Origin of the sequence: Alterotamlana spongicola, assembly GCF_035818475.1 — a bacterium.
In the GTDB taxonomy this organism is placed as follows: domain Bacteria; phylum Bacteroidota; class Bacteroidia; order Flavobacteriales; family Flavobacteriaceae; genus Cognatitamlana.
The window spans coordinates 177,463-199,916 of sequence record NZ_JAYMGV010000003.1 but is presented as its reverse complement, the minus strand read 5'-3'; the positions used below and the strand labels follow the sequence as shown (position 1 = coordinate 199,916).

13 protein-coding genes and 1 pseudogene are annotated in these 22,454 nt (G+C 35.5%); 10 read left to right on the top strand and 4 right to left on the bottom strand.

What is annotated here, in order from left to right:
- The first annotated feature begins 4 nt into the window (after positions 1 to 4).
- Together VOI54_RS15000 and VOI54_RS14995 are read left to right on the top strand one after the other, a co-directional pair.
- Positions 5 to 865 (top strand): fructosamine kinase family protein, encoded by an 861-nt coding sequence (locus VOI54_RS15000; protein ID WP_326283810.1) that lies wholly within the window; start codon positions 5 to 7, stop codon positions 863 to 865.
- 95 nt (positions 866 to 960) lie between these two features.
- A complete protein-coding gene (locus tag VOI54_RS14995; protein ID WP_326283808.1) occupies positions 961 to 1,800 on the top strand; it encodes an alpha/beta fold hydrolase in 840 nt (279 codons plus the stop codon).
- A 90-nt stretch (positions 1,801 to 1,890) separates the two neighbouring features.
- Here the strand turns inward: VOI54_RS14995 and VOI54_RS18010 are convergent.
- Positions 1,891 to 2,112, bottom strand: a pseudogene (locus VOI54_RS18010) (hypothetical protein); the annotation flags it as partial.
- A gap of 171 nt (positions 2,113 to 2,283) precedes the next feature.
- Between VOI54_RS18010 and VOI54_RS14990 the strand changes: the two are divergent.
- The 3 genes from VOI54_RS14990 (at position 2,284) to purL (ending at position 9,406) form a co-directional block, all read left to right on the top strand.
- Positions 2,284 to 2,997 (top strand): hypothetical protein, encoded by a 714-nt coding sequence (locus VOI54_RS14990; protein WP_326283806.1) that lies wholly within the window; start codon positions 2,284 to 2,286, stop codon positions 2,995 to 2,997.
- A gap of 502 nt (positions 2,998 to 3,499) precedes the next feature.
- On the top strand, positions 3,500 to 5,347 hold the full coding sequence (locus tag VOI54_RS14985) for a hypothetical protein (protein WP_326283804.1): 1,848 nt from the start codon (positions 3,500 to 3,502) through the stop codon (positions 5,345 to 5,347).
- 252 nt (positions 5,348 to 5,599) lie between these two features.
- Positions 5,600 to 9,406 (top strand): phosphoribosylformylglycinamidine synthase, encoded by a 3,807-nt coding sequence (purL, locus tag VOI54_RS14980; protein ID WP_326283802.1) that lies wholly within the window; start codon positions 5,600 to 5,602, stop codon positions 9,404 to 9,406.
- Between the two features lie 246 nt (positions 9,407 to 9,652).
- Here purL and VOI54_RS14975 read toward each other — a convergent pair whose 3' ends face one another.
- From VOI54_RS14975 to pflB, 3 genes are all read right to left on the bottom strand, one after another.
- Positions 9,653 to 10,909, bottom strand: a complete 1,257-nt coding sequence (locus tag VOI54_RS14975) for an L-lactate MFS transporter (protein ID WP_326283800.1) — start codon at positions 10,907 to 10,909, stop codon at positions 9,653 to 9,655.
- 74 nt (positions 10,910 to 10,983) lie between these two features.
- The gene (gene pflA / locus VOI54_RS14970; protein ID WP_326283798.1) at positions 10,984 to 11,712 is read right to left on the bottom strand and encodes a pyruvate formate-lyase-activating protein; all 729 of its coding nucleotides are present in this window, start codon (positions 11,710 to 11,712) and stop codon (positions 10,984 to 10,986) included.
- Between the two features lie 96 nt (positions 11,713 to 11,808).
- Positions 11,809 to 14,034 carry a formate C-acetyltransferase gene (gene pflB, locus VOI54_RS14965; protein ID WP_326283796.1) on the bottom strand — a complete coding sequence of 742 codons (2,226 nt, stop codon included), beginning with the start codon at positions 14,032 to 14,034 and terminating at the stop codon, positions 11,809 to 11,811.
- A 555-nt stretch (positions 14,035 to 14,589) separates the two neighbouring features.
- On the opposite strand from pflB, the gene VOI54_RS14960 reads away from it, so the two are divergent.
- The 5 genes from VOI54_RS14960 to VOI54_RS14940 all read left to right on the top strand — a co-directional run bounded on the left by VOI54_RS14960 (position 14,590) and on the right by VOI54_RS14940 (position 22,448).
- Complete coding sequence (locus VOI54_RS14960) at positions 14,590 to 16,362, top strand: AMP-dependent synthetase/ligase (RefSeq protein WP_326283794.1); 1,773 nt, start codon at positions 14,590 to 14,592, stop codon at positions 16,360 to 16,362.
- A gap of 118 nt (positions 16,363 to 16,480) precedes the next feature.
- Positions 16,481 to 16,924, top strand: a complete 444-nt coding sequence (locus VOI54_RS14955; RefSeq protein ID WP_326283792.1) for a MarR family winged helix-turn-helix transcriptional regulator — start codon at positions 16,481 to 16,483, stop codon at positions 16,922 to 16,924.
- An 11-nt stretch (positions 16,925 to 16,935) separates the two neighbouring features.
- Positions 16,936 to 19,344, top strand: a complete 2,409-nt coding sequence (locus VOI54_RS14950; RefSeq protein ID WP_326283790.1) for a 3-hydroxyacyl-CoA dehydrogenase/enoyl-CoA hydratase family protein — start codon at positions 16,936 to 16,938, stop codon at positions 19,342 to 19,344.
- A gap of 94 nt (positions 19,345 to 19,438) precedes the next feature.
- The gene (locus VOI54_RS14945) at positions 19,439 to 20,629 is read left to right on the top strand and encodes an acetyl-CoA C-acyltransferase (RefSeq protein ID WP_326283788.1); all 1,191 of its coding nucleotides are present in this window, start codon (positions 19,439 to 19,441) and stop codon (positions 20,627 to 20,629) included.
- Positions 20,630 to 20,645: 16 nt separating this feature from the next.
- Entirely contained in the window at positions 20,646 to 22,448 is a 1,803-nt protein-coding gene (locus VOI54_RS14940; RefSeq protein WP_326283786.1) for an acyl-CoA dehydrogenase FadE, read from the top strand.
- The last annotated feature ends 6 nt before the right edge of the window (positions 22,449 to 22,454 follow it).

The following is a 22,454-nucleotide window of genomic DNA, read 5'->3' as shown; positions in this document are numbered from 1 at the left end:
AGTTATGACTAACAATCTAAAATCACACCTCTCAAATCTCTTAAACAAAACCATTACCAACGTATCACCGGTTAGTGGTGGAGATATCTCACAAGCCTTTAAAATTGACACTTCAAACAACGCCTATTTTTTAAAACTGAATAGTGCCAGTGCATTAAACATGTTTCAAACCGAAGCTTATGGTTTGGACCTCATTGCTAAAACCAACACCATAAAAACACCCAAAGTCATAGCTTTTGATAGTTTTGAAAACTCCGCTTTTTTGTTGATGGAATTTATAGAATCTAAACAAGCTACAGCAGAAGATTTTAAAGTTTTGGGCAAACAATTGGCGGCTTTACATCAATGTATTTCGGAGAACTTTGGATTAGATACAGACAATTATATTGGCAGTTTACCACAAAGTAATACTGTACATAAAACTTGGGGTGATTTTTATACAGATGAGCGTTTATTACCTCAACTGAAACTGGCAAAACAAAAAGATTTGCTATCTGATGCTGAATGCCCATCAGAGCAACAGATTAAAAATTACTTAGAATCTCTATTTCAAAACATAAAACCATCCTTACTTCATGGCGACTTATGGAGCGGTAATTATTTGATTTCAAAAGATGGAACGCCATACCTCATTGACCCATCCGTGTATTACGGACACAGTGAAGTAGATATTGCTATGACCAAATTGTTTGGCGGTTTTGGCCATGCGTTTTATAAGGCTTATGAATCTTATTCCCCTTTTGATGTTAATACCTCTGCCCGGATAGATATTTATCAACTGTATTATTTGTTGGTGCATTTGAATTTGTTTGGGCGTTCTTATTATGGTTCGGTGGTTTCTATTTTAAGAAATATAAAATCTTGAATTTGTCAGAAAAATAAACTAACTTCGTTTAACGTTGGATATAAATCATTTAAACGATTTCATGTCCCAAAAGTTGGGCGTAATTAAAACCTAAAATGAAAAATTCTTTCAAAAATCAAATAATTGTTTTCACCTTATTACTTCAATTTTGTTTTATAAATTCTCAAAACGAATTAAAACCATACGGTGACAATGATACAGTTGGAAAATATGTAGAATTAAATGGTGCAAAAATATATTACGAGGAATATGGACATGGGGAACCATTACTACTTATTCATGGAAATGGAGCAGACATTAAATTAATGGAAAATCAAATTGACTTTTTTAAATCTAAATATCGAGTAATTATTGCGGACAATCGAGGTCATGGGAAATCTGAACTAAAAACAGATTCATTGACATATACACAAATCACAAAAGATTGGGATGAATTAGTCAGCTACTTAAAATTAGATTCCATTAATGTTTTAGGTTGGAGTGATGGAGGAATAATAGCTCTAAAAATGGGAATTAGTAAACAATCTAAAATCAAGAAAATCATTGCTATGGCTGCAAATTTGCGACCAGACACCACTGCAGTACATAGTTGGGCTCCTAATCGTGTAATGGAATCGCAAAGGCATGCAACAGAAATGCTTGTCAAAGGCGACACTTCTAGAAATTGGAAATTAAAATTACAACACTATGGCTTGTTGCTCAATCAACCCAATATAAGTCACAATGACCTTAAAAAAATTGATGCTTCTGTTCTAATTATAGCGGGTGATAGAGATATTATCAAAAACGAGCATTCTGTCGAAATATTTGAAAAGCTTTCTAAAGGTCAACTTTGTATTATGCCTGGAGCAACTCATATAGCACCAAAAACAAAGCCTAAAATATTTAACGAAATAGTGAATAGGTTCTTAAATGAATCTTTTGACTATAAATAAAATAACAGTTCCAACACCGGTAATCGTTGCACAAGGCTCTAAAAACAATAAATCTTAACTCAAGGCTCCTTTCTAAGGGGGCTTTTGTTTTCAAAGAGACCTATTTCTTTTTAAATATTGAAGCGTGTTAAAAATCTTATTTGAGGTATAAATAGCCCTTTTAGTTGCAAAATAAAATGCCCTACTGTGGGCATCACTTTTCACTGTTTTTGCAATGAATTTCAAGTATTTTTTAAGGTTATAAGCCATAGCAGATAGATGCATCACCTTGTTTGCCTGAGCTATACCAATGGTATTTATCTTTCTCAGCCCCTATAACCTGTATTTGGGCGTTCTTATTATGGTTCAGTGGTTTCAATTTTAAGAAACATAAAATCTTGAATTTGTTAGAAAAACAAACTAACTTCGTTTAACGTCGGATATAAATCATTAATAACGATTTCATGTTCCAAAAGTTAGCAACAAACTAAGACAAAAAACATAATGAAACACACATTTTACCTTATCATTCTAATTGTTCTTTCTTCTTGTGCGAGTGGACAAATTGGACAATCAACTCAAGGAATTTCAGCACACGGTTATTATGAACCTGAAAAACCTATAACACAATCATTGTTTAATGATAAAACTTCTACAATATCAGAAGAAAACATCCAAAAAATACTTGATGGAAGTTATTCTCTACCAAAAAATTTAAGAGTTTCACTCGTAAAACTTGAAAGCACCCATAATCGAAGAATTTATTATTGGAACGATGAAGAGTATTTAAAATCACAACAAGAATACTTGGACTTGTTTACCACAAAATTTAAGCAATCGGAAAGAGTCCAAAAAATTTCAAAAATCCCTGATTTACTAATATCAACAAATCCGACTTTTACAAGTATTAGAGAAGCGGCAGTTAGAACACAATCTGATATTGTTGTAATATACTCTATCAATAGTGATTTGTACTCAAAATATAAACTGTTCGCAAAATCTGACATCAAAGCTTTCGCTACAACTCAATTAATAATTTTAGATGTTAGAACTGGACTTATTCCGTTCTCAATAATTGTCACTAAAGAATATCAATCAAAAAGGCAAGAAAACGAATTGAACGACAATGAAGCAGCAAATCGAATAAAAAACGAAGCCGTCCTCATAACAATTCAAGAAATCGGTGAACGAATAAATAAGTTTTTGAAAAATGAATAAAAAGTCTATTGCTAACATTGGTAATCGTTGCACAAAGCACTAATAAAATCAGATTTTAGTTCAAAAGCGCCTTTTTAAGGGGTCTTGATCTTTAAAGAAGTCTAGTTTATTTAACATATTCAAGGTCGTCAATGGTCTTATTTTAATTGATATTAGAGCTTTTAGTTGAAAAATAAAATGATGCATACCTTTGGCATCGCTTTTCACGGTTTTTGCAGTGAATTTTAGGTACTTCTTCAGGTTATAAGCCATAGCAGATAGATGCATCACCTTATTAGCCTGTGCTATACCAATGGTATTTATCTTTCTCAGCCCCTATAACCTGTATTTGGGCGTTCTTATTATGGTTCAGTGGTTTCAATTTTAAGAAACATAAAATCTTGAATTTGTCAGAAAAATAAACTAACTTCGTTTAACGTCGGATATAAATCATTAAAACGATTTCATGTTCCAAAAGTTGCCCACAAGCTATCAGAAACAACAGAACTAAAAATTAAATTTCATGAAATTAGAAAAGATATTAGATAAACTTGGCTCAATCGAAAAAAACTCGTTTATAAAAATAATCGACAATATCATATCTAGAAACCCAAAGAACGACAAAGAAATCCAAAAGATTTTAAGTTCCTCAGACAAAGGGTTAAAATCGGTTGACAATCAAAATATCTCAAAAGTTTTTTCACTAACTGTAAACGAATTTCAAGAACATATAAAATGTGAATTTCAAGAAATAACATCACAACTAGACATTCTAATCGATATTATCATTCGTGATGGAAATTGCATAATGAAACAAGATTGGTTTTCAAGATTATACGAAAACGAAATCAAACACATAAAAGGAAAAATGAAGTCTCTAAATGCAGATTTTGAAAACGATAAATCTGAATTAAGTGCTTCACGAAAAAGAGATTACAAAATATACAAAGCGTGTCTGCATACAGCTTATCATAATGATATTAACAACAACAGAGAAGCAAAAATAACATCAGACGAACTATCAATAATATTAACACTTTCAAAGCAACTTGGCCTTTCACAAGAAGAAGTAAAATTGATAAACTATTCAATTTTACCAATCATAAAAACGGACATTCAAGATGTTATAAAAGGACTAAAAAACATTGGTGTAATTTTCTATTCCAATAAAGAAAATACAATTTACGTTGCTGATGAAATGGTTAGAATGTTACGTAAACTACGAGAAAAAGAAGTTGGAGAAAAATTTTACAGAAGAACTCTAAAACTTTTAAGAGAGCCAATAATAAATCAAATCGCAAGAGAACATAACATTGACAGGAAATTATCATATTCTCAAAAAATTGAGGAAATTATAAAAGAAGGTGTATCTTTTACAAACTTACTTTTAGACAATATTTACAAATCGGGAAGTACATTGACCGAAAAGAAAAAGACTTTAAACGAACTTTGTGAAAAAGGTTTAAGTCTCAAAAATTTAAAAGGAAGTACATTAGACGACAAAATTAGTAGCTTAATTCAACACTTTGAAAATGTTGAACGAGACGAAAAAGTTGGAATTTCTTTAGATGGTTTTGATAAATTATTAACCGAATTAAATTTGTCTTTACCAAAACTAAATGTACAGATGAAAAACCAATTTGAGTTACAAGACGAGTTTGTGCTCAAAGCTAACTTTTTACTTGATTATAATATCAAACCAAGGGACATTTTAGATTTAATTGAAAAAAAGGATTTGACTAAATTCATCAAAGAAAATGGAATTAAACAACGTGGAGATGATATTTTAAACACTCTTGAACACTACAAAGATGTTGAGAATTTGTATTTAGAAAATTATGCGAATGTTGCTTACCGAAATCTGAATTTATTGAAAGAAAATGGAATTACTGTTAAGGAAAGTGAACTTGGAATCAAATTTGAGGGTTTGACCAAAGTAATTTTTAAAGATTTAGGATTTAATGTAGATGACACTTTTAAAAAGAAATTGAATACCAAAAAGGATATGATGGATATTCTTTTAAATTTAGGAAATAACGAAATTATTATTGTTGAATGTAAAACAAGTAAAGAAAGAGGTTACAATAAATTCAGTTCAGTTTCAAGACAATTAAAATCATATCAAAATTTAGCTCTCAAAAACGATTTACGAATTGTAAAAATTCTTTTAGTTGCGCCAGAGTTCAGTGATGATTTTGTAACAGATTGCGAAATGGACACAGAAATGAATTTATCGCTTATAACAGCTTCTACTCTATCTAATATTTCAGAAGCATTCAAGACATCTAAATACTCGGAATTTCCACACGTTTTATTCCGAGACATTGTAATTAATGAAGACAGAATACTAAAAGCCTTGAGAAAAAAATAGAACGCTTTACATTTCGTTTTAAACTAAGTATTGGCAGATTGCCACAGTCGTTCCTCCTTCGCAATGACGTTTTGAAAGTCCGACATCGTTTGGAGGCTTCAAGAGCCAAGGTTACCAAACGGGGTAACGCTTAAAATAGTCTTGTTGAAAATACTGTTAATAAGAGCTAGTGCTTTGATAAAAAAAGCCCTTCTGAATGGTTAAAAATGTGTATTTTTGCACTTTCTTTAAACACACACAAATAGATACATAATGATTCATTTCTTTGGAAACACAAATAGCAAAGTTTTTGCTGTTCAAACAACAAAAGAATTATCAACAGAAACCATTTCAAAATTAACATGGTTATTTGGCAACCAGCCTAAAATAGAACAAGCATCATTGGATGCTTTTTTTGTTGGCCCACGTGCCGCCATGATTACACCCTGGAGTACCAATGCCGTTGAGATTACCCAAAACATGGGTATTCCAGACATTATTAGAATTGAGGAATTCGATGCGGTTACTGAAGATTTTGCAGCTTTTGACCCGATGATTTCTGAGAAGTTTAACGGATTGAATCAGGAATCGTTTACCATTGATATAGAACCGGAACCTATTTTAGATATTGAAGATATTGCCGCTTACAATGTGCAGGAAGGTTTGTCTTTAAGCGATGAAGAGGTGGCATATTTGGAAGGTGTTTCTAAGAAGATTGGTCGCCCGTTGACCGACTCTGAAGTGTTTGGGTTTTCGCAAGTGAATAGTGAACACTGTAGACATAAAATTTTTAACGGCACTTTTGTGATTGATGGTGAGGAAAAACCCACCTCATTATTTAAGTTGATTAAAGAAACATCGAAGCAAAATCCCAACGATATTGTTTCGGCTTATAAAGATAATGTAGCCTTTATAAAAGGCCCCAAAGTGGAACAATTTGCACCAAAACGTGCTGATATTCCTGATTATTACACAACTGAAGATTTTGAATCTGTAATTTCGCTTAAAGCGGAAACACACAACTTCCCAACAACCGTTGAGCCTTTTAATGGTGCGGCTACCGGTTCAGGAGGTGAGATTAGAGATAGGTTAGCAGGTGGAAAGGGTTCGCTTCCTTTAGCGGGAACCGCGGTTTATATGACCTCGTATTCTAGATTGGAAGAAAACCGCCCCTGGGAAAACGGGGTAGCAGCACGCGATTGGTTATACCAAACTCCAATGGATATTTTGATCAAAGCCTCTAACGGAGCTTCGGATTTTGGAAATAAATTTGGGCAACCACTTATCTGTGGTTCCGTATTAACCTTCGAGCATGATGAAAACAATGATGTCATTCAGAACGCAAGCGAAGAATCTCATAATGAAAAAGAGATTACTTCGTCAAAATCTCCTCGTAATGACGTTAATTTAGTTCGTAAACTAGGTTTTGATAAAGTCATTATGCAAGCAGGGGGTATTGGTTATGGTAAAAACGACCAGGCCTTAAAAGACACACCAAAAACTGGTGATAAAATAGTGATTCTTGGTGGTGAAAATTACCGTATTGGAATGGGAGGTGCTGCGGTATCTTCGGCTGATACAGGTGAGTTTGCTTCGGGTATCGAGTTAAATGCGGTACAGCGTTCTAACCCGGAAATGCAAAAACGCGCTGCTAATGCGGTTCGTGGTATGGTGGAAAGTGAAGAGAATTTTATTGTTTCTATTCATGACCATGGCGCTGGGGGACACTTAAACTGTCTGTCTGAACTGGTTGAAGACACTGGCGGAAAAATAGATTTGGATGCTTTACCGGTTGGTGACCCTACCCTATCTGACAAAGAAATTATTGGTAACGAATCTCAGGAACGTATGGGATTGGTTATTGGCGAAGACCATATAGAAACGTTACATAAAATTGCTGACCGTGAGCGTTCTCCAATGTATACCGTTGGTGATGTTACTGGCGATGATAGATTTACATTCCAATCTAAAACTAAGGGCAATAAGCCTATGGATTTAGCTATGGAAGATATGTTTGGCGGTTCGCCAAAAACCATCATGACAGATCATACGGTTGAAAGAAATTATGCCGATGTTTCATATAACGCTGATGATTTTTACAAGTATCTGGACCAGGTATTACAGCTTGAAGCTGTTGCCTGTAAAGATTGGTTAACAAACAAGGTAGACCGTTGTGTAGGTGGTAAAGTGGCTAAACAACAATGTGCCGGTCCTTTACAATTGCCATTAAACAACGTTGGTGTGATGGCTCTTGATTATAAAGGAAAAGAAGGTATTGCCACTTCTATTGGACACTCGCCTATTTCTGGATTGATTAATCCTGTGGCCGGAAGTAGAAACTCAATCACCGAAGCTTTAACGAATATAGTTTGGGCGCCTTTAAAAGACGGATTGAAAAATGTATCCCTATCAGCCAACTGGATGTGGCCTTGTAAAAATGAAGGTGAAGATGCCCGTTTATATGAAGCTGTTGAAGCCATTTCAGAATTTGCCATTGATTTAGGAATCAATGTACCAACAGGGAAAGATTCCCTTTCAATGAAACAGAAATATCCTAATGAGGATGTGATTTCTCCGGGTACAGTTATTATTTCGGCAGCAGCCAATTGTAACGATATTTCTAAAGTTGTTGAGCCGGTTTTTAATAACAATGGTGGTGACATTTATTACATCAACTTATCTCAAGATGATTTTAAATTAGGCGGAAGCTCATTCGCCCAAGTCTTAAACAAAATAGGAAATGATACCCCTAATGTTAAAGATGCAGGGTATGTTAAAACAGTTTTCAATACCATTCAGGATTTAATCAGAAATGAACAAATTGTTGCGGGACATGATGTCGCTTCCGGTGGATTAATTACGACGCTTTTAGAATTGTGTTTTGCGGACAACAATGTTGGAGCTGAATTAGACCTATCGGCTTTAAATGAAAAAGATACACTTAAAATATTATTTGCTGAAAATGCAGGTATAGTGATTCAAGCAAAAGACGCTTCTATTGAAACCGTATTATCTGATGCTAAAGTTGATTTCGTCAATATTGGAAAAGTTACTGAAAGCGACAATTTAAGCGTGATTAATCAAGCAGAAGTATTTACCATGACGGTTTCACGTTTACGTGACGTTTGGTACAAAACATCGTATTTATTGGATCAAAAACAAACGGCTAATGGTTTGGCTGAAGACCGATTCAATAATTATAAAAATCAACCTTTACAATATAACTTCCCAGAACATTTTACCGGTAAACTAGCTGATGTCATTGCGAGTGGAACGAAGCAATCTTATTTAAGTGATGAGATTACTTCGTCGCAAGCGCCTCGTAATGACGGTAAGCGACCTAAAGCGGCTATTCTACGTGAAAAAGGAAGCAACTCTGAACGCGAAATGGCAAATGCTATGTACTTAGCCGGTTTTGATGTTAAAGATGTGCATATGACCGATTTAATTTCGGGTCGTGAAACCTTAGAGGATATTCAGTTCTTAGGGGCCGTTGGTGGTTTTAGTAACTCTGATGTTTTAGGCTCTGCCAAAGGTTGGGCAGGTGCGATTAAATACAACGAAAAAGCGAATAAAGCCATTCAGAATTTCTTTAACAGGGCAGACACATTATCTGTTGGTATCTGCAACGGATGCCAGTTATTTATGGAATTAGAGGAAATTAACCCGGATCATGAAATTCATGGTAAAATGCTCCATAATGATTCCCATAAGCATGAGAGTTCGTTTACCTCTGTTAAAATTCAGGAAAATAATTCAGTAATGCTTTCTACACTTGCCGGTGCTACTTTAGGGGTTTGGATTTCTCATGGAGAAGGTAAATTCAATTTACCATATACCGAAGATCAATATCATATTGTTGCTAAGTATGGTTATGAAGCTTATCCTCATAATCCAAATGGGTCAGATTTTAATATGGCTATGATGTGTGATAAAACAGGTAGGCATTTAGTGACCATGCCGCATATTGAGCGCTCTACATTCCAATGGAATTGGGCCAATTATCCGGAAGGACGTAACGATGAAGTTTCCCCCTGGCTGGAAGCTTTTGTGAATGCCAGACTTTGGTTAGAAAAATAGATAAACATTTAAATGATATATTTTTAAAAAGGCTGTCTAAAATGTGATTTATTTTGTCATTCAGAGCGAAGCGAAGAATCTTATTATACTTAAAATCAGCACACTATTACCTTAGAAGATTCTTCATTATCATTCAGAATGACACTTTTTAGACAGTCTCTTTTTTTAGAACCTGCCCATAAAAAAAAGACACCTTACATCGCTCTTCTATGTAAAGTGCCTTTTCTGACTAATCAACTCCAAAGTTTAGGCAAACTTTAACTCTTTATTTATTTCTCGATAAGCTTTAGTTACTGAACGTTTCATCAACAACGAAACCATTAATGCTACAACAAATAATCCGGCAAAAACCTTCAAGGTTATATCTAAAGAACCTGTTGCATTTTTTACTACATCATAAATTGTTGGCCCCACAACACCTGCCAATCCCCAAGCTGCAAGCACCATACCGTGTATAGCGCCTAATTGCTTGGTTCCAAACAGATCTCCTAAAAACGCCGGTAGGGTGGCAAATCCACCGCCATACATGGTTATAACTGTAAATAGAACAATTAAAAACACCAGCTCCATGGTAATTTGTGGCAGAAAGAAAAATGCCAGTATTTGGAAACCAAAAAAGATAATATAGGTATTAGCTCTACCCAGATAATCCGAAAGACTGGACCATATTATCCTACCTAAACCATTAAAAACCCCAATTAAACCAACTATAGTGGCCGCTTGCATTGGTGTGTAGTTTAGTTTTTCCTGCATCATTGGACTCGCTGCAGAAATAATAGCGATTCCACAAGCTATATTGATAAACATCATCACCCAGATATAATAAAAACGCGTTGTTTTTAAGGCTGCATTAGCATCAATATTAGCCATATCAGCTTTAATTGTTTTTCCTTCTCCGGGCTTAAACCCCTCAGGCATATACCCTTCTGGTGGTCTTTCTATATACCTGGCTGAAGATAAAATTAAGATCATATAAATAACACCTAAAATGTAAAAGGCATTGGACACCCCTACAGTTTCAAACAACGATTGCATAACCGGTCCAAAAATCAAAGCAGCAAAACCAAACCCCATAATGGCCATTCCTGTGGCTAATCCACGTCTGTCCGGAAACCATTTTACCAACGTACTTACCGGTGTTATATAACCAAGTCCCAAACCAATACCGCCAATAACTCCATAACATAAGTAAAATAAGGTCAACGATTCTAATTGTACCGCTAACCCGGATCCTAAAATACCTATGCCATAAAATATCCCTGCCGTTGTTCCGCTGACTTTTGGGCCTACCCTTTCAACCCAGCGGCCTAAAAATGCTGCTGAGAGCCCTAATAACAAAATAGCAATTTTAAATGCCCATTTAATAACACTTCCATCTACATCAAATACATCTTTAACCGGATTTGTCATTACCGAATAGGCATAAACAGACCCTATTGAAATATGTATTCCTACTGCCGATGCCGCTATAAGCCATCGGTTTTTAAGCTTTTGTGTGTTCATCTGTTTGGTTTTTATAGTTTTTTAATTGTCAGTTGTAATTTGTTCATTTAAATGCCCTTTTTTAGTGGCTCGTCCTAGTTTACTTTCACCTCTTTGAAATAATTTTTAAGGATCTCAACCGCCGCATTTATGTCTTCTTTTGTATTCTCCCGGGCATCTTTTAATTGGTATTCCCAACCTAAAGCATCCCACTTATGAACACCTAGCTTGTGATATGGTTGAAGTTCAATTTTTTCAATGGTTTTGTAATCTTTAAAGTACCTTCCCATGTCATGCAATAACTCTGGTGTATTGGTGATTTCAGGTATCAGTACATAACGTAACCACATTTTTTTACCTGAGGCCTCTCTGTGTTTTGCAAATTTGAATGTGGTCTCTTTATTTTTTCGGCCAGTGATATAGTTATATCCGGCCTCAGTCATATGCTTAATGTCCAGCATAACCAAATCAGCATATTCATCCAGTAACTCTTCGGTAAAATGATTGAGAACCCTGCCATTGGTGTCAATATTGGTATGTATATCTGCTTCTTTAAGTTTTTTAAAAAATGGCACTAATGACCTTGATTGTAATAAGGGCTCGCCTCCAGATACCGTTACTCCTCCTTTTTTTCCAAAGTAGGGCTTCATTTTTACCGCCATATTTACAAGCTCATCAATACGATAGGCCTTTCCTCCCGCTGTATCAATAGTATCCGGGTTATGGCAATACAAGCATTTTAATTTACAGCCCTGTAAAAAAACAACCATTCTTACGCCCGGGCCGTCATGCGTTCCAAACGACTCGATAGAATGTACATTCAATATGTTGTCCTGAGTTTTAATAATTCAAATGTTTTAAATAAGCACCCGAAAAAGAAGTTTTAAACTCCTTTTTCAGATGCATCAAAATATTAATAATTACATGGATTCATGAAAAGAACGCGTAATCACTTCCAGTTGCTGTTCTTTTGTTAATCTTACAAAATTAACTGCGTAACCAGAAACACGTATGGTTAATTGAGGGTACTCTTCCGGGTGCTCCATAGCATCCAATAAAGTTTCCTTATCAAGCACATTTACATTTAAGTGTTGTGCCTTTTTAATAAAGTATCCATCAATTATAGTTGCTAAATTCTCAATTCTATCAGAGTCATCTGCACCTAATGATTTAGGCACTATTGAAAATGTATTTGAAATCCCGTCTAAAGAATCTTTATAATCAATTTTAGCAACCGAGTTTAATGATGCTATAGCTCCATTACAATCACGCCCATGCATTGGGTTTGCACCGGGCGCAAATGGAATGCCACTTGCTCTGCCATCAGGCGTAGCTCCGGTTTTCTTTCCATAAGACACATTAGATGTAATGGTTAATACAGACATGGTTGGTTCAGCATCCTTATAAACCGACAATTTTTTCAATTCGTCATTAAAGTCAGCTACGGCATTAGCAGCTAAAAGATCTACGCTATCATCGTCATTACCATATTTAGGGAACTCCCCTTCTATTATAAAATCTACAGTCAATCCTTCTTCATTTCTAATTGGTTTAACTTTAGCATACTTAATTGCAGAAAGAGAATCTGCAACAATAGATAAACCAGCAATACCATAGGCAATATTGATATCCGGATTTGTATCTATTAAAGCCATTTGCGCTTTTTCATAATAATACCTGTCATGCATGTAATGAATAATGTTCATAGAGTCATTATATACTCTGGCCACTTCTTTCATGGCAATTTTAAAGTTAGCCATGACCTTATCAAAATCTAAAACATCACATGTGCAAGCCTCAATACCCTCAACCATTTGCTTCCCTGTATTTTCACAACGTCCGCCATTAATAGCCAATAACAAGGTTTTAGCTAAGTTAGTACGGGCACCAAAGAACTGAATAGATTTCCCTAAACTTTGATAAGACACACAGCAAGCTATACCATAATCATCAGAACCACGCTGTGCTCTCATAAGGTTATCATTTTCAAACTGAATTGAAGACGTATCAATAGCTACTTTAGAACAGAATTTTTTGAAATTCTCAGGTAAATCTTTAGACCACAATACCGTCATATTGGGTTCAGGTGAAGGCCCAAGGTTATATAAGGTATTTAAGAAACGGAAAGACGTTTTGGTTACCTTTGTTCTTCCATCTTCAAACATGCCACCAATAGCTTCAGTAACCCATGTAGGGTCTCCGGCAAATATTTCGTCATAAGCCCCCATTCTTAAGTGACGTACCATTCTTAATTTCATCACAAACTGGTCAATATATTCTTGAGCATCCTCTTCAGTGATAAGGCCTTCTTGCAAGTCATTTTCAATATAAATATCCAGAAAAGTTGAAGTATTTCCTAAGGACATAGCTGCACCGTCTTGTTCTTTAACAGCAGCTAAATATGCCATATAGGTCCATTGCACCGCTTCATGAGCTGTTTCTGCAGGACGACCAAGCTCTAAGCCATACGTTGCTCCCAATTCAAGCATTTCTTTTAATGCTTTAATTTGCTCGGACACTTCTTCTCTCAATCTAATTACAGACTCTGTCATCGGCCCCGTAATATTAGCTAAGTCCTTTTGTTTAGATTCTATTAGAAAATCTATACCATAAAGTGCTACACGACGATAATCTCCTATAATCCTTCCTCTTGCATAATTATCCGGTAAACCGGTTAAAAAGCCCAGAGAACGAAACTTTCTAATCTCTGCCGTATAAGCATCAAAAACACCATCGTTATGTGTCTTTACATATTTAGAAAACAATTCGGTTAAAGCATCATTAGGTTTTACACCTTGTTCTGCTAATGCTTTCTGAACCACTTTAAACCCTCCAAAAGGTTTCATGGCCCGTTTTAATAATTCATCGGTTTGTAAACCAACAATAACTTCGTTTTCTCTATCAATATACCCGGCAGCAAAAGCACTGACTGTTGAAATGGTTTCTGTATCTACAGAACGTACACCATTATTTTGTCGCTCTTCTTTGGTAGCAACTTTACAAACGTCCCACAATTTTTGGGTTCTCTTACTTGGCCCAACTAAAAAATCATGTGCTCCGTGGTAAGGCGTAATATTATTAATTACAAAATCCCTAACATTGACCTGTTCTGTCCAAATTCCGTTTTTAAATTGTTTTACTTCCATTGTTTTATGTATTAATATTTTGAAAAAATCGTGTCTGTTTACACTATCAAAGGTAAATACAAGAACAAAATATAAAGATGACAAAAGTCAGTAAACCCACGTGTAAAAAAGGTTTTCAAGGAATTGGTTTTACGAAAACGTTTGAATTAATCGCTTATAAAAATGAATTCTTTACACTTTTAATTTATTTATATTAAAAAAAGTAAAGAACATTAACATTTATTAAAATAAGTCATGCTCTTGAATATAAAATGATGCAGTTTTCATAAAAACTCTTAAAATCATACAAAAATTCTTCAAGGTTACTCTAACCCAATATTTAAATCCATAGCAAACTAAGCAGATTTGACTTTTAAAAAGATCTCCTTAATTTCATACAAAAATAACAGCGCTATAAATCGTTTAATTTGTTTTGATTTTCATCTTACTTTCTAACAGGAAATTAAATAAATTGTTATTGCAGAATAGCATTTTAGGTATTTCTTCTTGTTAAGTGTATTTGAAAAGACTATTTATTTTCATACTTTGCAATAGTAGACTTTATAAAAACAACAGATGACAGAGATAACACGACTTTTTGACTTTCCATATTACCAGCTTGAAAACAAACCTAATGACGCAGCATTAGTTACCAAATATGATGGTAAATGGGTTAAAACCTCTACTCAGGATTATATTGATAAAGCTAATGCTATAAGTAGAGCTTTATTAAGATTAGGCGTTAAAAAGGATGATAAAATTGCTGTTATTTCATCTACCAATAGAACAGAATGGAACATTATGGATATTGGAGTACTACAAGTAGGTGCACAAAATATTCCTATATACCCTACCATTTCTGCTAAAGACTATGAATATATACTTAATCATAGTGAATCTATGTATTGTTTTGTGTCTGATGAAGAGGTTTTGGAAAAAATAAATAATGTTAAAGCTAATACCAAGTTAAAAGAGGTCTATTCATTTGATCATATAGATGGGTGTAAACATTATTCTGAACTATTAGATTTAGGCAAAGATACCTCTAACCAAAATGAAGTAGAAAACAGAAAAAATGACGTTCAACCAAATGATTTAGCAACCATAATATATACTTCGGGAACTACGGGTAAACCCAAAGGTGTTATGCTTTCCCATTGGAATATTACCAGCAATGCATTAGACAGTGTTCCAAGAGTTCCCCTGAAAGACGGAGAAACAAGAGTTTTAAGCTTTTTACCTATCTGCCATATATTTGAACGTTTATTGATATATGTCTATCAACATTCCGGTACTTCAATTTATTTTGCAGAAGGTCTTGATAAAATTGGTGATAATGCAAAAGAGATCAAACCTAATCTTATGAGTGTTGTCCCCCGGCTTCTTGAAAAAGTGTATGACAAAATTATGACCAAAGCTGAAGAATTATCCGGGATAAAGAAAGCGTTATTCTATTGGGCTGTAAGCTTAGGTGAACAATGGGAGCCTTACAAGCAAAATGGAGCTTGGTACGAATTTAAATTAAGTATTGCCAGCAAACTTATTTTTAGCAAATGGAGAGCTGCATTAGGTGGGGAACTATTTACAATGGTATCTGGAAGCGCAGCTTTACAACCAAGATTATCACGAATCTTTTGTGCTGCCGGTATGCATATCATGGAAGGATATGGCCTAACCGAAACGTCTCCGGTAGTATCAGTTGGAGAGTATAGCAACAACATGTTCAAAGTAGGTACCGTAGGTAAACCTATAGATAATGTTGAGGTTAAAATTGCCGATGACGGTGAAATTTTAATCAAGGGCCCCAATGTCATGCTTGGTTATTATAAAGACCCTGAGAAAACTGCCAGTGTTATGACTGGAGAATATTTTCATACCGGAGATAAAGGCGAAGTAGATGCTGACGGATTTTTAAAAATTACCGGACGTAAAAAGGAAATGTTCAAAACCTCCGGAGGAAAATATATTATCCCTACCCTGCTTGAAAACGAATTAAAACAATCCAGATTTATAGAACAAATCATGGTTATTGGAGAAGGAGAAAAAATGCCTGCTGCTTTAATTCAACCAAACTTTGAATTTATTAATGAATGGATTGAACGCAAGCATCACCCTATTGAAAACTCTCATGAGGCTATTGTGAACTCTGAAATTGTTCTAAACAGAATTCAGAAAGAAGTAGACAAATGCAATAATAAATTTGGTAAATGGGAGCAAATTAAATTGTTTAAATTAACCCCTGAAATCTGGTCCATAGACTCAGGCCACCTCACACCTACTATGAAAATGAGGCGTAGTATAATAAAAGAAAAATACCATACTTTAATAGAAAATATATACAGGCCATGATTTTTTGTAAGACAATTTTTCATATGTCGCATTAATATTAAAGTTTAGTAATTTTTCAATATATTTATTATGCACGCATAATAAAATTTCATATCTTTGGTAAGACCAACCTTAAGATATGAAAGACAAAACCATTGATTACATCCTTCGAACAACATGGCTCTCAGTTCAAAAGATGTATAATGAAGAGGCAGCAAAATTTGAGAGCACTATGGCAACGGGTTTTACTTTACTAAGTATTGATCCTGAAAAAGGCACACCGTCTACTGCTTTAGGCCCTAAGATGGGAATGGAAGCTACCAGCCTATCAAGAATATTAAAAACCATGGAAGAAAGAGGCTTAATAGAACGGAAGCCTAATCCAGATGACGGAAGAGGTGTTATCATTTCTTTAACGGAATTTGGCCGTGGAAAAAGAGACCTTTCCAGAGAACGGGTTTTAACATTTAATGAGGCCATTAGGAAAAATGTAACGGAAGAGCAATTAAATCATTTCTATGACGTAGCTGAAGTTATTAATGATATGATTTCTAATAAAAAAATATACAATCAAAACGATTAGTAATATTAAAGATGAGCAAAAGAAGAATTAAAAAAGTAGCTATTATAGGCTCTGGAATAATGGGAAGTGGTATTGCATGCCATTTTGCTAATATTGGTGTTGATGTATTACTATTAGACATCATTCCAAGAGAACTTAACGATAAAGAAAAAGCTAAAGGCTTGACTTTAAAAGATAAGGTGGTACGCAACAGACTGGTAAATGATGCCTTGGCAACATCCTTAAAATCAAAACCGTCTCCTATTTATCATCAAAAATTTGCCCATAGGATCACAACAGGAAATCTGGAAGATGATATTTCAAAAGTGGCCAATGCTGACTGGATCATGGAAGTTGTTGTTGAAAGGCTGGATATAAAGAAGCAAGTTTTTGAGACGCTTGAAAAATATAGGACTCCCGGAACACTAATTACCAGTAACACTTCAGGTATTCCCATAAAATTTATGAGTGAGGGACGCAGTGAAGATTTTCAGAAACATTTCTGCGGCACACATTTTTTCAATCCGGCACGTTACTTAAACCTGTTTGAAATTATTCCCGGACCAAAGACTGATGCTTCTATTCTGGAGTTTTTAAATGGCTATGGTGAACAATTTCTTGGAAAAACATCTGTGATTGCCAAAGACACACCTGCTTTTATTGGAAACAGAATTGGAATTTTCAGTATTATGAGTTTATTCCATACTGTAAAAACTATGGGATTAACTGTTGAAGAAGTTGATAAATTAACAGGTCCGGTTATTGGAAGACCTAAATCTGCAACCTTTAGAACTGTAGATGTAGTTGGTTTAGATACACTTGTACATGTGGCCAATGGCATTGCTGATAACTGCAAAAATGATGAACGTTTAGAATTGTTCAAACTCCCCGATTTCATCAATACCATGGTTGAAAAGAAATGGTTTGGCAGCAAAACAAGACAGGGCTTTTATAAAAAACAGATCTCTAATGAGGGTAAAAAAGAAATTCTGGCCTTGAACTTAAATACTTTAGAATACAGCCCTTCTAAAAAAGCAAAATTTGCAACTTTAGAGTTGACTAAATCTATCGATAAGGTTATTGACCGTTTTAAAGTATTAATTTCAGGAAAAGATAAAGCCGGTGAATTCTACAGAAAATCTTTCGCGGCATTATTTGCATATGTGTCCCATAGAATCCCTGAAATTTCAGATGAACTATATAAAATTGATGATGCCATGAAGGCGGGTTTTGGTTGGGAACATGGTCCGTTTCAGATCTGGGATGCCATTGGTGTTGAAAAAGGTTTAGAGCTAATAAAAGCTGAAGGTATAAAAGAGGCATCATGGGTTAAGGATATGATTACATCAGGCAACGCTTCTTTTTATACTGTTCATGAAGGTGCAACTTATTTTTATAATATTTCGTCAAAATCCCAAGAAAAAATTCCAGGTCAGGATGCCTTCATTATTTTAGATAATATCAGAACGTCTAATGCCGTGTTTAAAAATTCCGGAGTGGTTATAGAAGACCTCGGAGATGGCATTTTAAATTGTGAATTCCAATCTAAAATGAATACCATTGGAGGAGATGTGTTGGCTGGGCTAAATAAAGCAGTAGATATTGCTGAAAAAGATTTTGAGGGATTAGTCATTGGTAATCAGGGGCCCAATTTTTCTGTTGGTGCAAATATCGGTATGATCTTTATGATGGCTGTGGAGCAGGAATATGATGAACTCAATGCTGCTATAAAATATTTTCAGGATACCATGATGCGTATGCGGTATTCATCCATTCCAACAGTTTCAGCTCCGCATGGCATGGCCTTGGGTGGTGCTTGTGAGCTTTCTATGCACGCAGACAAAGTTGTAGCTGCCGCAGAAACATATATAGGTTTAGTAGAATTTGGTGTAGGTGTCATTCCCGGGGGTGCCGGTTCAAAAGAAATGGCCCTGAGAGCATCAGATACATTTAGAAAAGGAGATGTAGAACTTAACATATTACAGGAATACTTCTTAACTATTGGCATGGCTAAAGTAGCAACCTCAGCTTATGAAGCATTTGATATGGGGGTACTTCAAAAAGGAAAAGATACTGTAGTTGTTAATAAAGACAGACAGATAGCAACCGCAAAAACCTATGCAAAACTGATGGCTGATACCGGTTATACCATGCCTGTAAAACGCAAAGATGTAAAAGTACTTGGCAAACAAGCCTTAGGTATGTTCTTAGTAGGTACAGATTCTATGGAAGCCGCTAATTATATAAGTGAACATGATCAAAAAATAGCAAACAAACTGGCCTATGTGATGGCCGGTGGTGATTTGTCTGAACCAACTCTGGTAACAGAACAATATTTGTTAGACTTAGAGCGTGAAGCTTTTTTAAGTTTATGTACCGAACGTAAAACCTTAGAACGTATCCAACATATGTTGAAAACCGGAAAACCATTGCGTAATTAAAATGACTAAACTGCCAGATATTTACTATCGGTAGTTAAAATTAAAGTATTTAGATGCTAGAAGCCAAAAGCTAATAGCCCAAAAGCATATAAAGATGAAACAAGCATATATAGTAAAAGCATACAGAACTGCTGTAGGTAAAGCTCCAAAAGGCGTTTTTCGTTTTAAGAGAACCGATGAGTTAGCAGCTGAAACTATTCAGCATATGATGAAAGAACTGCCCGGTTTGGATAAAGCGCGTATTGACGATGTTATAGTTGGTAATGCTATGCCGGAAGGATCTCAGGGCTTAAACATGGCCCGCTTAATTTCCTTAATGGGATTAAACTCGGTGGAAGTTCCTGGTGTTACAGTAAATAGGTTCTGTTCTTCCGGGATTGAAACTATAGGTATTGCCACTGCAAAAATTCAATCGGGTATGGCAGACTGTATCATAGCCGGCGGTGCCGAAAGTATGAGCGCTGTACCAATGACCGGATTTAAACCAGAACTAAATTATGATATTGTAAAAGCCGGACATGAAGACTATTATTGGGGCATGGGTAATACAGCCGAAGCTGTAGCCAATCAATTTAAAGTATCTCGTGAAGATCAGGATGAATTTGCATATAATTCGCATATGAAAGCTTTAAAAGCCCAGGCCGAGAATCGTTTTCAGGATCAAATTGTTCCTATTGAAATAGAACAAATTTACGTAGATCATAATGGTAAAAAGGCAACAAAATCTTATACCGTAACAAAGGATGAAGGCCCAAGAGCAGGAACAAGCTTAGAGGTTTTAGCAAAACTTAGGCCGGTATTTGCTCAAGGCGGAAGCGTAACAGCAGGTAATTCATCGCAAATGAGTGATGGTGCTGCTTTTGTAATGGTAATGAGTGAAGATATGGTTAAAGAGTTAAATCTTGAACCTATAGCCAGATTAGTGAATTATGCCGCTGCCGGCGTTGAACCCAGAATTATGGGGATTGGCCCGGTAAAAGCCATTCCTAAAGCATTAAAATTAGCTGGATTAAAACAGGATGATTTGGAATTGATCGAACTTAACGAAGCCTTTGCATCGCAATCAATCGCCGTAATCAGGGAATTAGGCCTAAACCCCGATTTCGTAAATGTTAACGGCGGAGCCATTGCACTGGGTCATCCGCTAGGATGTACCGGAGCCAAACTTTCTGTTCAGCTATTTGACGAAATGCGAAAAAGAGATATGAAAGGAAAATATGGAGCCGTTACTATGTGCGTTGGAACAGGGCAGGGCGCCTGTGGAGTCTTTGAATTTTTAAATTAAAAAATAACATAAAGCAATGGAAAAAGATATTTTACGCGGAGGTCAGTTCTTGGTAAAAGAGGTCAATTGTGAAGACATTTTTACTCCTGAAGATTTCAATGAAGATCAGCTTATGATGAAAGAAGCTGTAAGTGAATTTGTAGACAGGGAGCTTTGGGCAAATAAAGCAAGATTTGAAAAAAAGGACTTTGCTTTTACTGAAGCTTGTATGCAAAAGGCAGCAGAACTGGGGTTTCTTAGTGTCTCTGTCCCTGAAGAATATGGAGGCATGGGAATGGGTTTTGTTGACACCATGCTAGTGTGTGATTTTATCTCAGGAGCTACAGGTTCGTTTAGTACAGCTTTTGGCGCTCATACAGGTATTGGTACAATGCCAATTACGCTATACGGTACAGAAGCGCAAAAACAAAAATATGTCCCCAAATTAGCTTCAGGAGAATGGTTTGGCTCATATTGTTTAACAGAACCTAGTGCCGGTAGTGATGCAAACTCGGGAAAAACAAAAGCGGTTTTATCTGAAGATGGGAAAACTTACAGTATTACGGGACAAAAGATGTGGATCTCAAATGCCGGTTTTTGCCATGTCATGATCGTTTTTGCACGTATTGAAGATGACAAAAATATTACAGGATTTATCGTAGAGTATGATCCCGAAAACCCTAATGGTATTACCATGGGTGAAGAAGAACACAAATTGGGTATCCGCTCATCATCAACAAGGCAAGTCTTTTTTAACGACACTGTTGTTCCCGTTGAAAATATGTTATCTACAAGAGGGAATGGATTTAAAATTGCTATGAATGCTCTCAATGTAGGCAGAATAAAATTAGCCGCTGCCTGTCTTGATGCTCAAAGACGTACAATATCTGAGTCTGTGAAATATGCCAATGAACGTATTCAATTTAAAACTCCCATTTCCAGTTTTGGTGCTATTCGTCAAAAAATAGCAGAAATGACAACCAATTGTTGGGTAGGTGAAGCCGCCTGTTATAGAGCAGCCAAAAATATTGAGGACCGTATCGAGCTTAGGCGACACAACGGAAAAGACACCCATCAGGAAGCCGAATTAAAAGGTGTTGAAGAATATGCTATTGAATGTTCTATTCTTAAAGTGGCAGTTTCTGAATTTATTCAAAAGTGTACAGATGAAGGTATTCAAATTTATGGAGGAATGGGCTTCTCTGAAGAGACTCCTATAGAGTCAGCCTGGAGAGACGCAAGGATTTCCAGAATATATGAAGGTACCAACGAAATAAACAGAATGCTTTCAATAGGCATGCTTATCAAAAAAGCTATGAAAGGACATGTAGATGTACTAACACCTGCTATGGCTGTTAAAGATGAGTTAGTTGGTATTCCATCATTTGACGTACCAGATTACTCCGAGTTGTTTTCAGAAGAAAAGAATATTGTAAAAAATCTAAAAAAATTATTTTTAATGGTGGCAGGAGCTGCACTTCAAAAATATGGTGAAAAAATTGAAGAGCAACAGCAACTCATGTTAGCGGCATCCGATATTTTAATACAAATTTACCTGGCTGAATCAGCCATACTTCGTGCAGAAAAAATGGCTAAAAGAGAAGGGGAAGATAAGGTAAAAGAACAAATAGCTATGGCCAAATTAAACCTATTTCATGCTATTGATGTTATTGAAACCGCAGGAAAGCATTCTATAATTTCTTTCTCTACAGGAGATGAGCAACGTATGATGCTTATGGGTTTAAAACGTTATATAAAATATGTGAATATGCCTAATATTATAGAATTAAGGAATATTATAGCAGAAGAAGTCATCAAAGAAAATAAGTATTGTTTTTAATACGGT

Excerpts from the sequence above, each read along its gene's own strand:
- VOI54_RS14950 (WP_326283790.1), top strand. The coding sequence starts at position 16,936 with ATGAGCAAAAGAAGAATTAAAAAAGTAGCTATTATAGGCTCTGGAATA.
- VOI54_RS14940 (WP_326283786.1), top strand. The coding sequence starts at position 20,646 with ATGGAAAAAGATATTTTACGCGGAGGTCAGTTCTTGGTAAAAGAGGTC.
- purL (WP_326283802.1), top strand. The coding sequence starts at position 5,600 with ATGATTCATTTCTTTGGAAACACAAATAGCAAAGTTTTTGCTGTTCAA.
- VOI54_RS15000 (WP_326283810.1), top strand. The coding sequence starts at position 5 with ATGACTAACAATCTAAAATCACACCTCTCAAATCTCTTAAACAAAACC.
- VOI54_RS14945 (WP_326283788.1), top strand. The coding sequence starts at position 19,439 with ATGAAACAAGCATATATAGTAAAAGCATACAGAACTGCTGTAGGTAAA.
- VOI54_RS14955 (WP_326283792.1), top strand. The coding sequence starts at position 16,481 with ATGAAAGACAAAACCATTGATTACATCCTTCGAACAACATGGCTCTCA.
- pflB (WP_326283796.1), bottom strand. The coding sequence starts at position 14,034 with ATGGAAGTAAAACAATTTAAAAACGGAATTTGGACAGAACAGGTCAAT.
- VOI54_RS14960 (WP_326283794.1), top strand. The coding sequence starts at position 14,590 with ATGACAGAGATAACACGACTTTTTGACTTTCCATATTACCAGCTTGAA.
- VOI54_RS14995 (WP_326283808.1), top strand. The coding sequence starts at position 961 with ATGAAAAATTCTTTCAAAAATCAAATAATTGTTTTCACCTTATTACTT.
- VOI54_RS14975 (WP_326283800.1), bottom strand. The coding sequence starts at position 10,909 with ATGAACACACAAAAGCTTAAAAACCGATGGCTTATAGCGGCATCGGCA.
- VOI54_RS14990 (WP_326283806.1), top strand. The coding sequence starts at position 2,284 with ATGAAACACACATTTTACCTTATCATTCTAATTGTTCTTTCTTCTTGT.
- VOI54_RS14985 (WP_326283804.1), top strand. The coding sequence starts at position 3,500 with ATGAAATTAGAAAAGATATTAGATAAACTTGGCTCAATCGAAAAAAAC.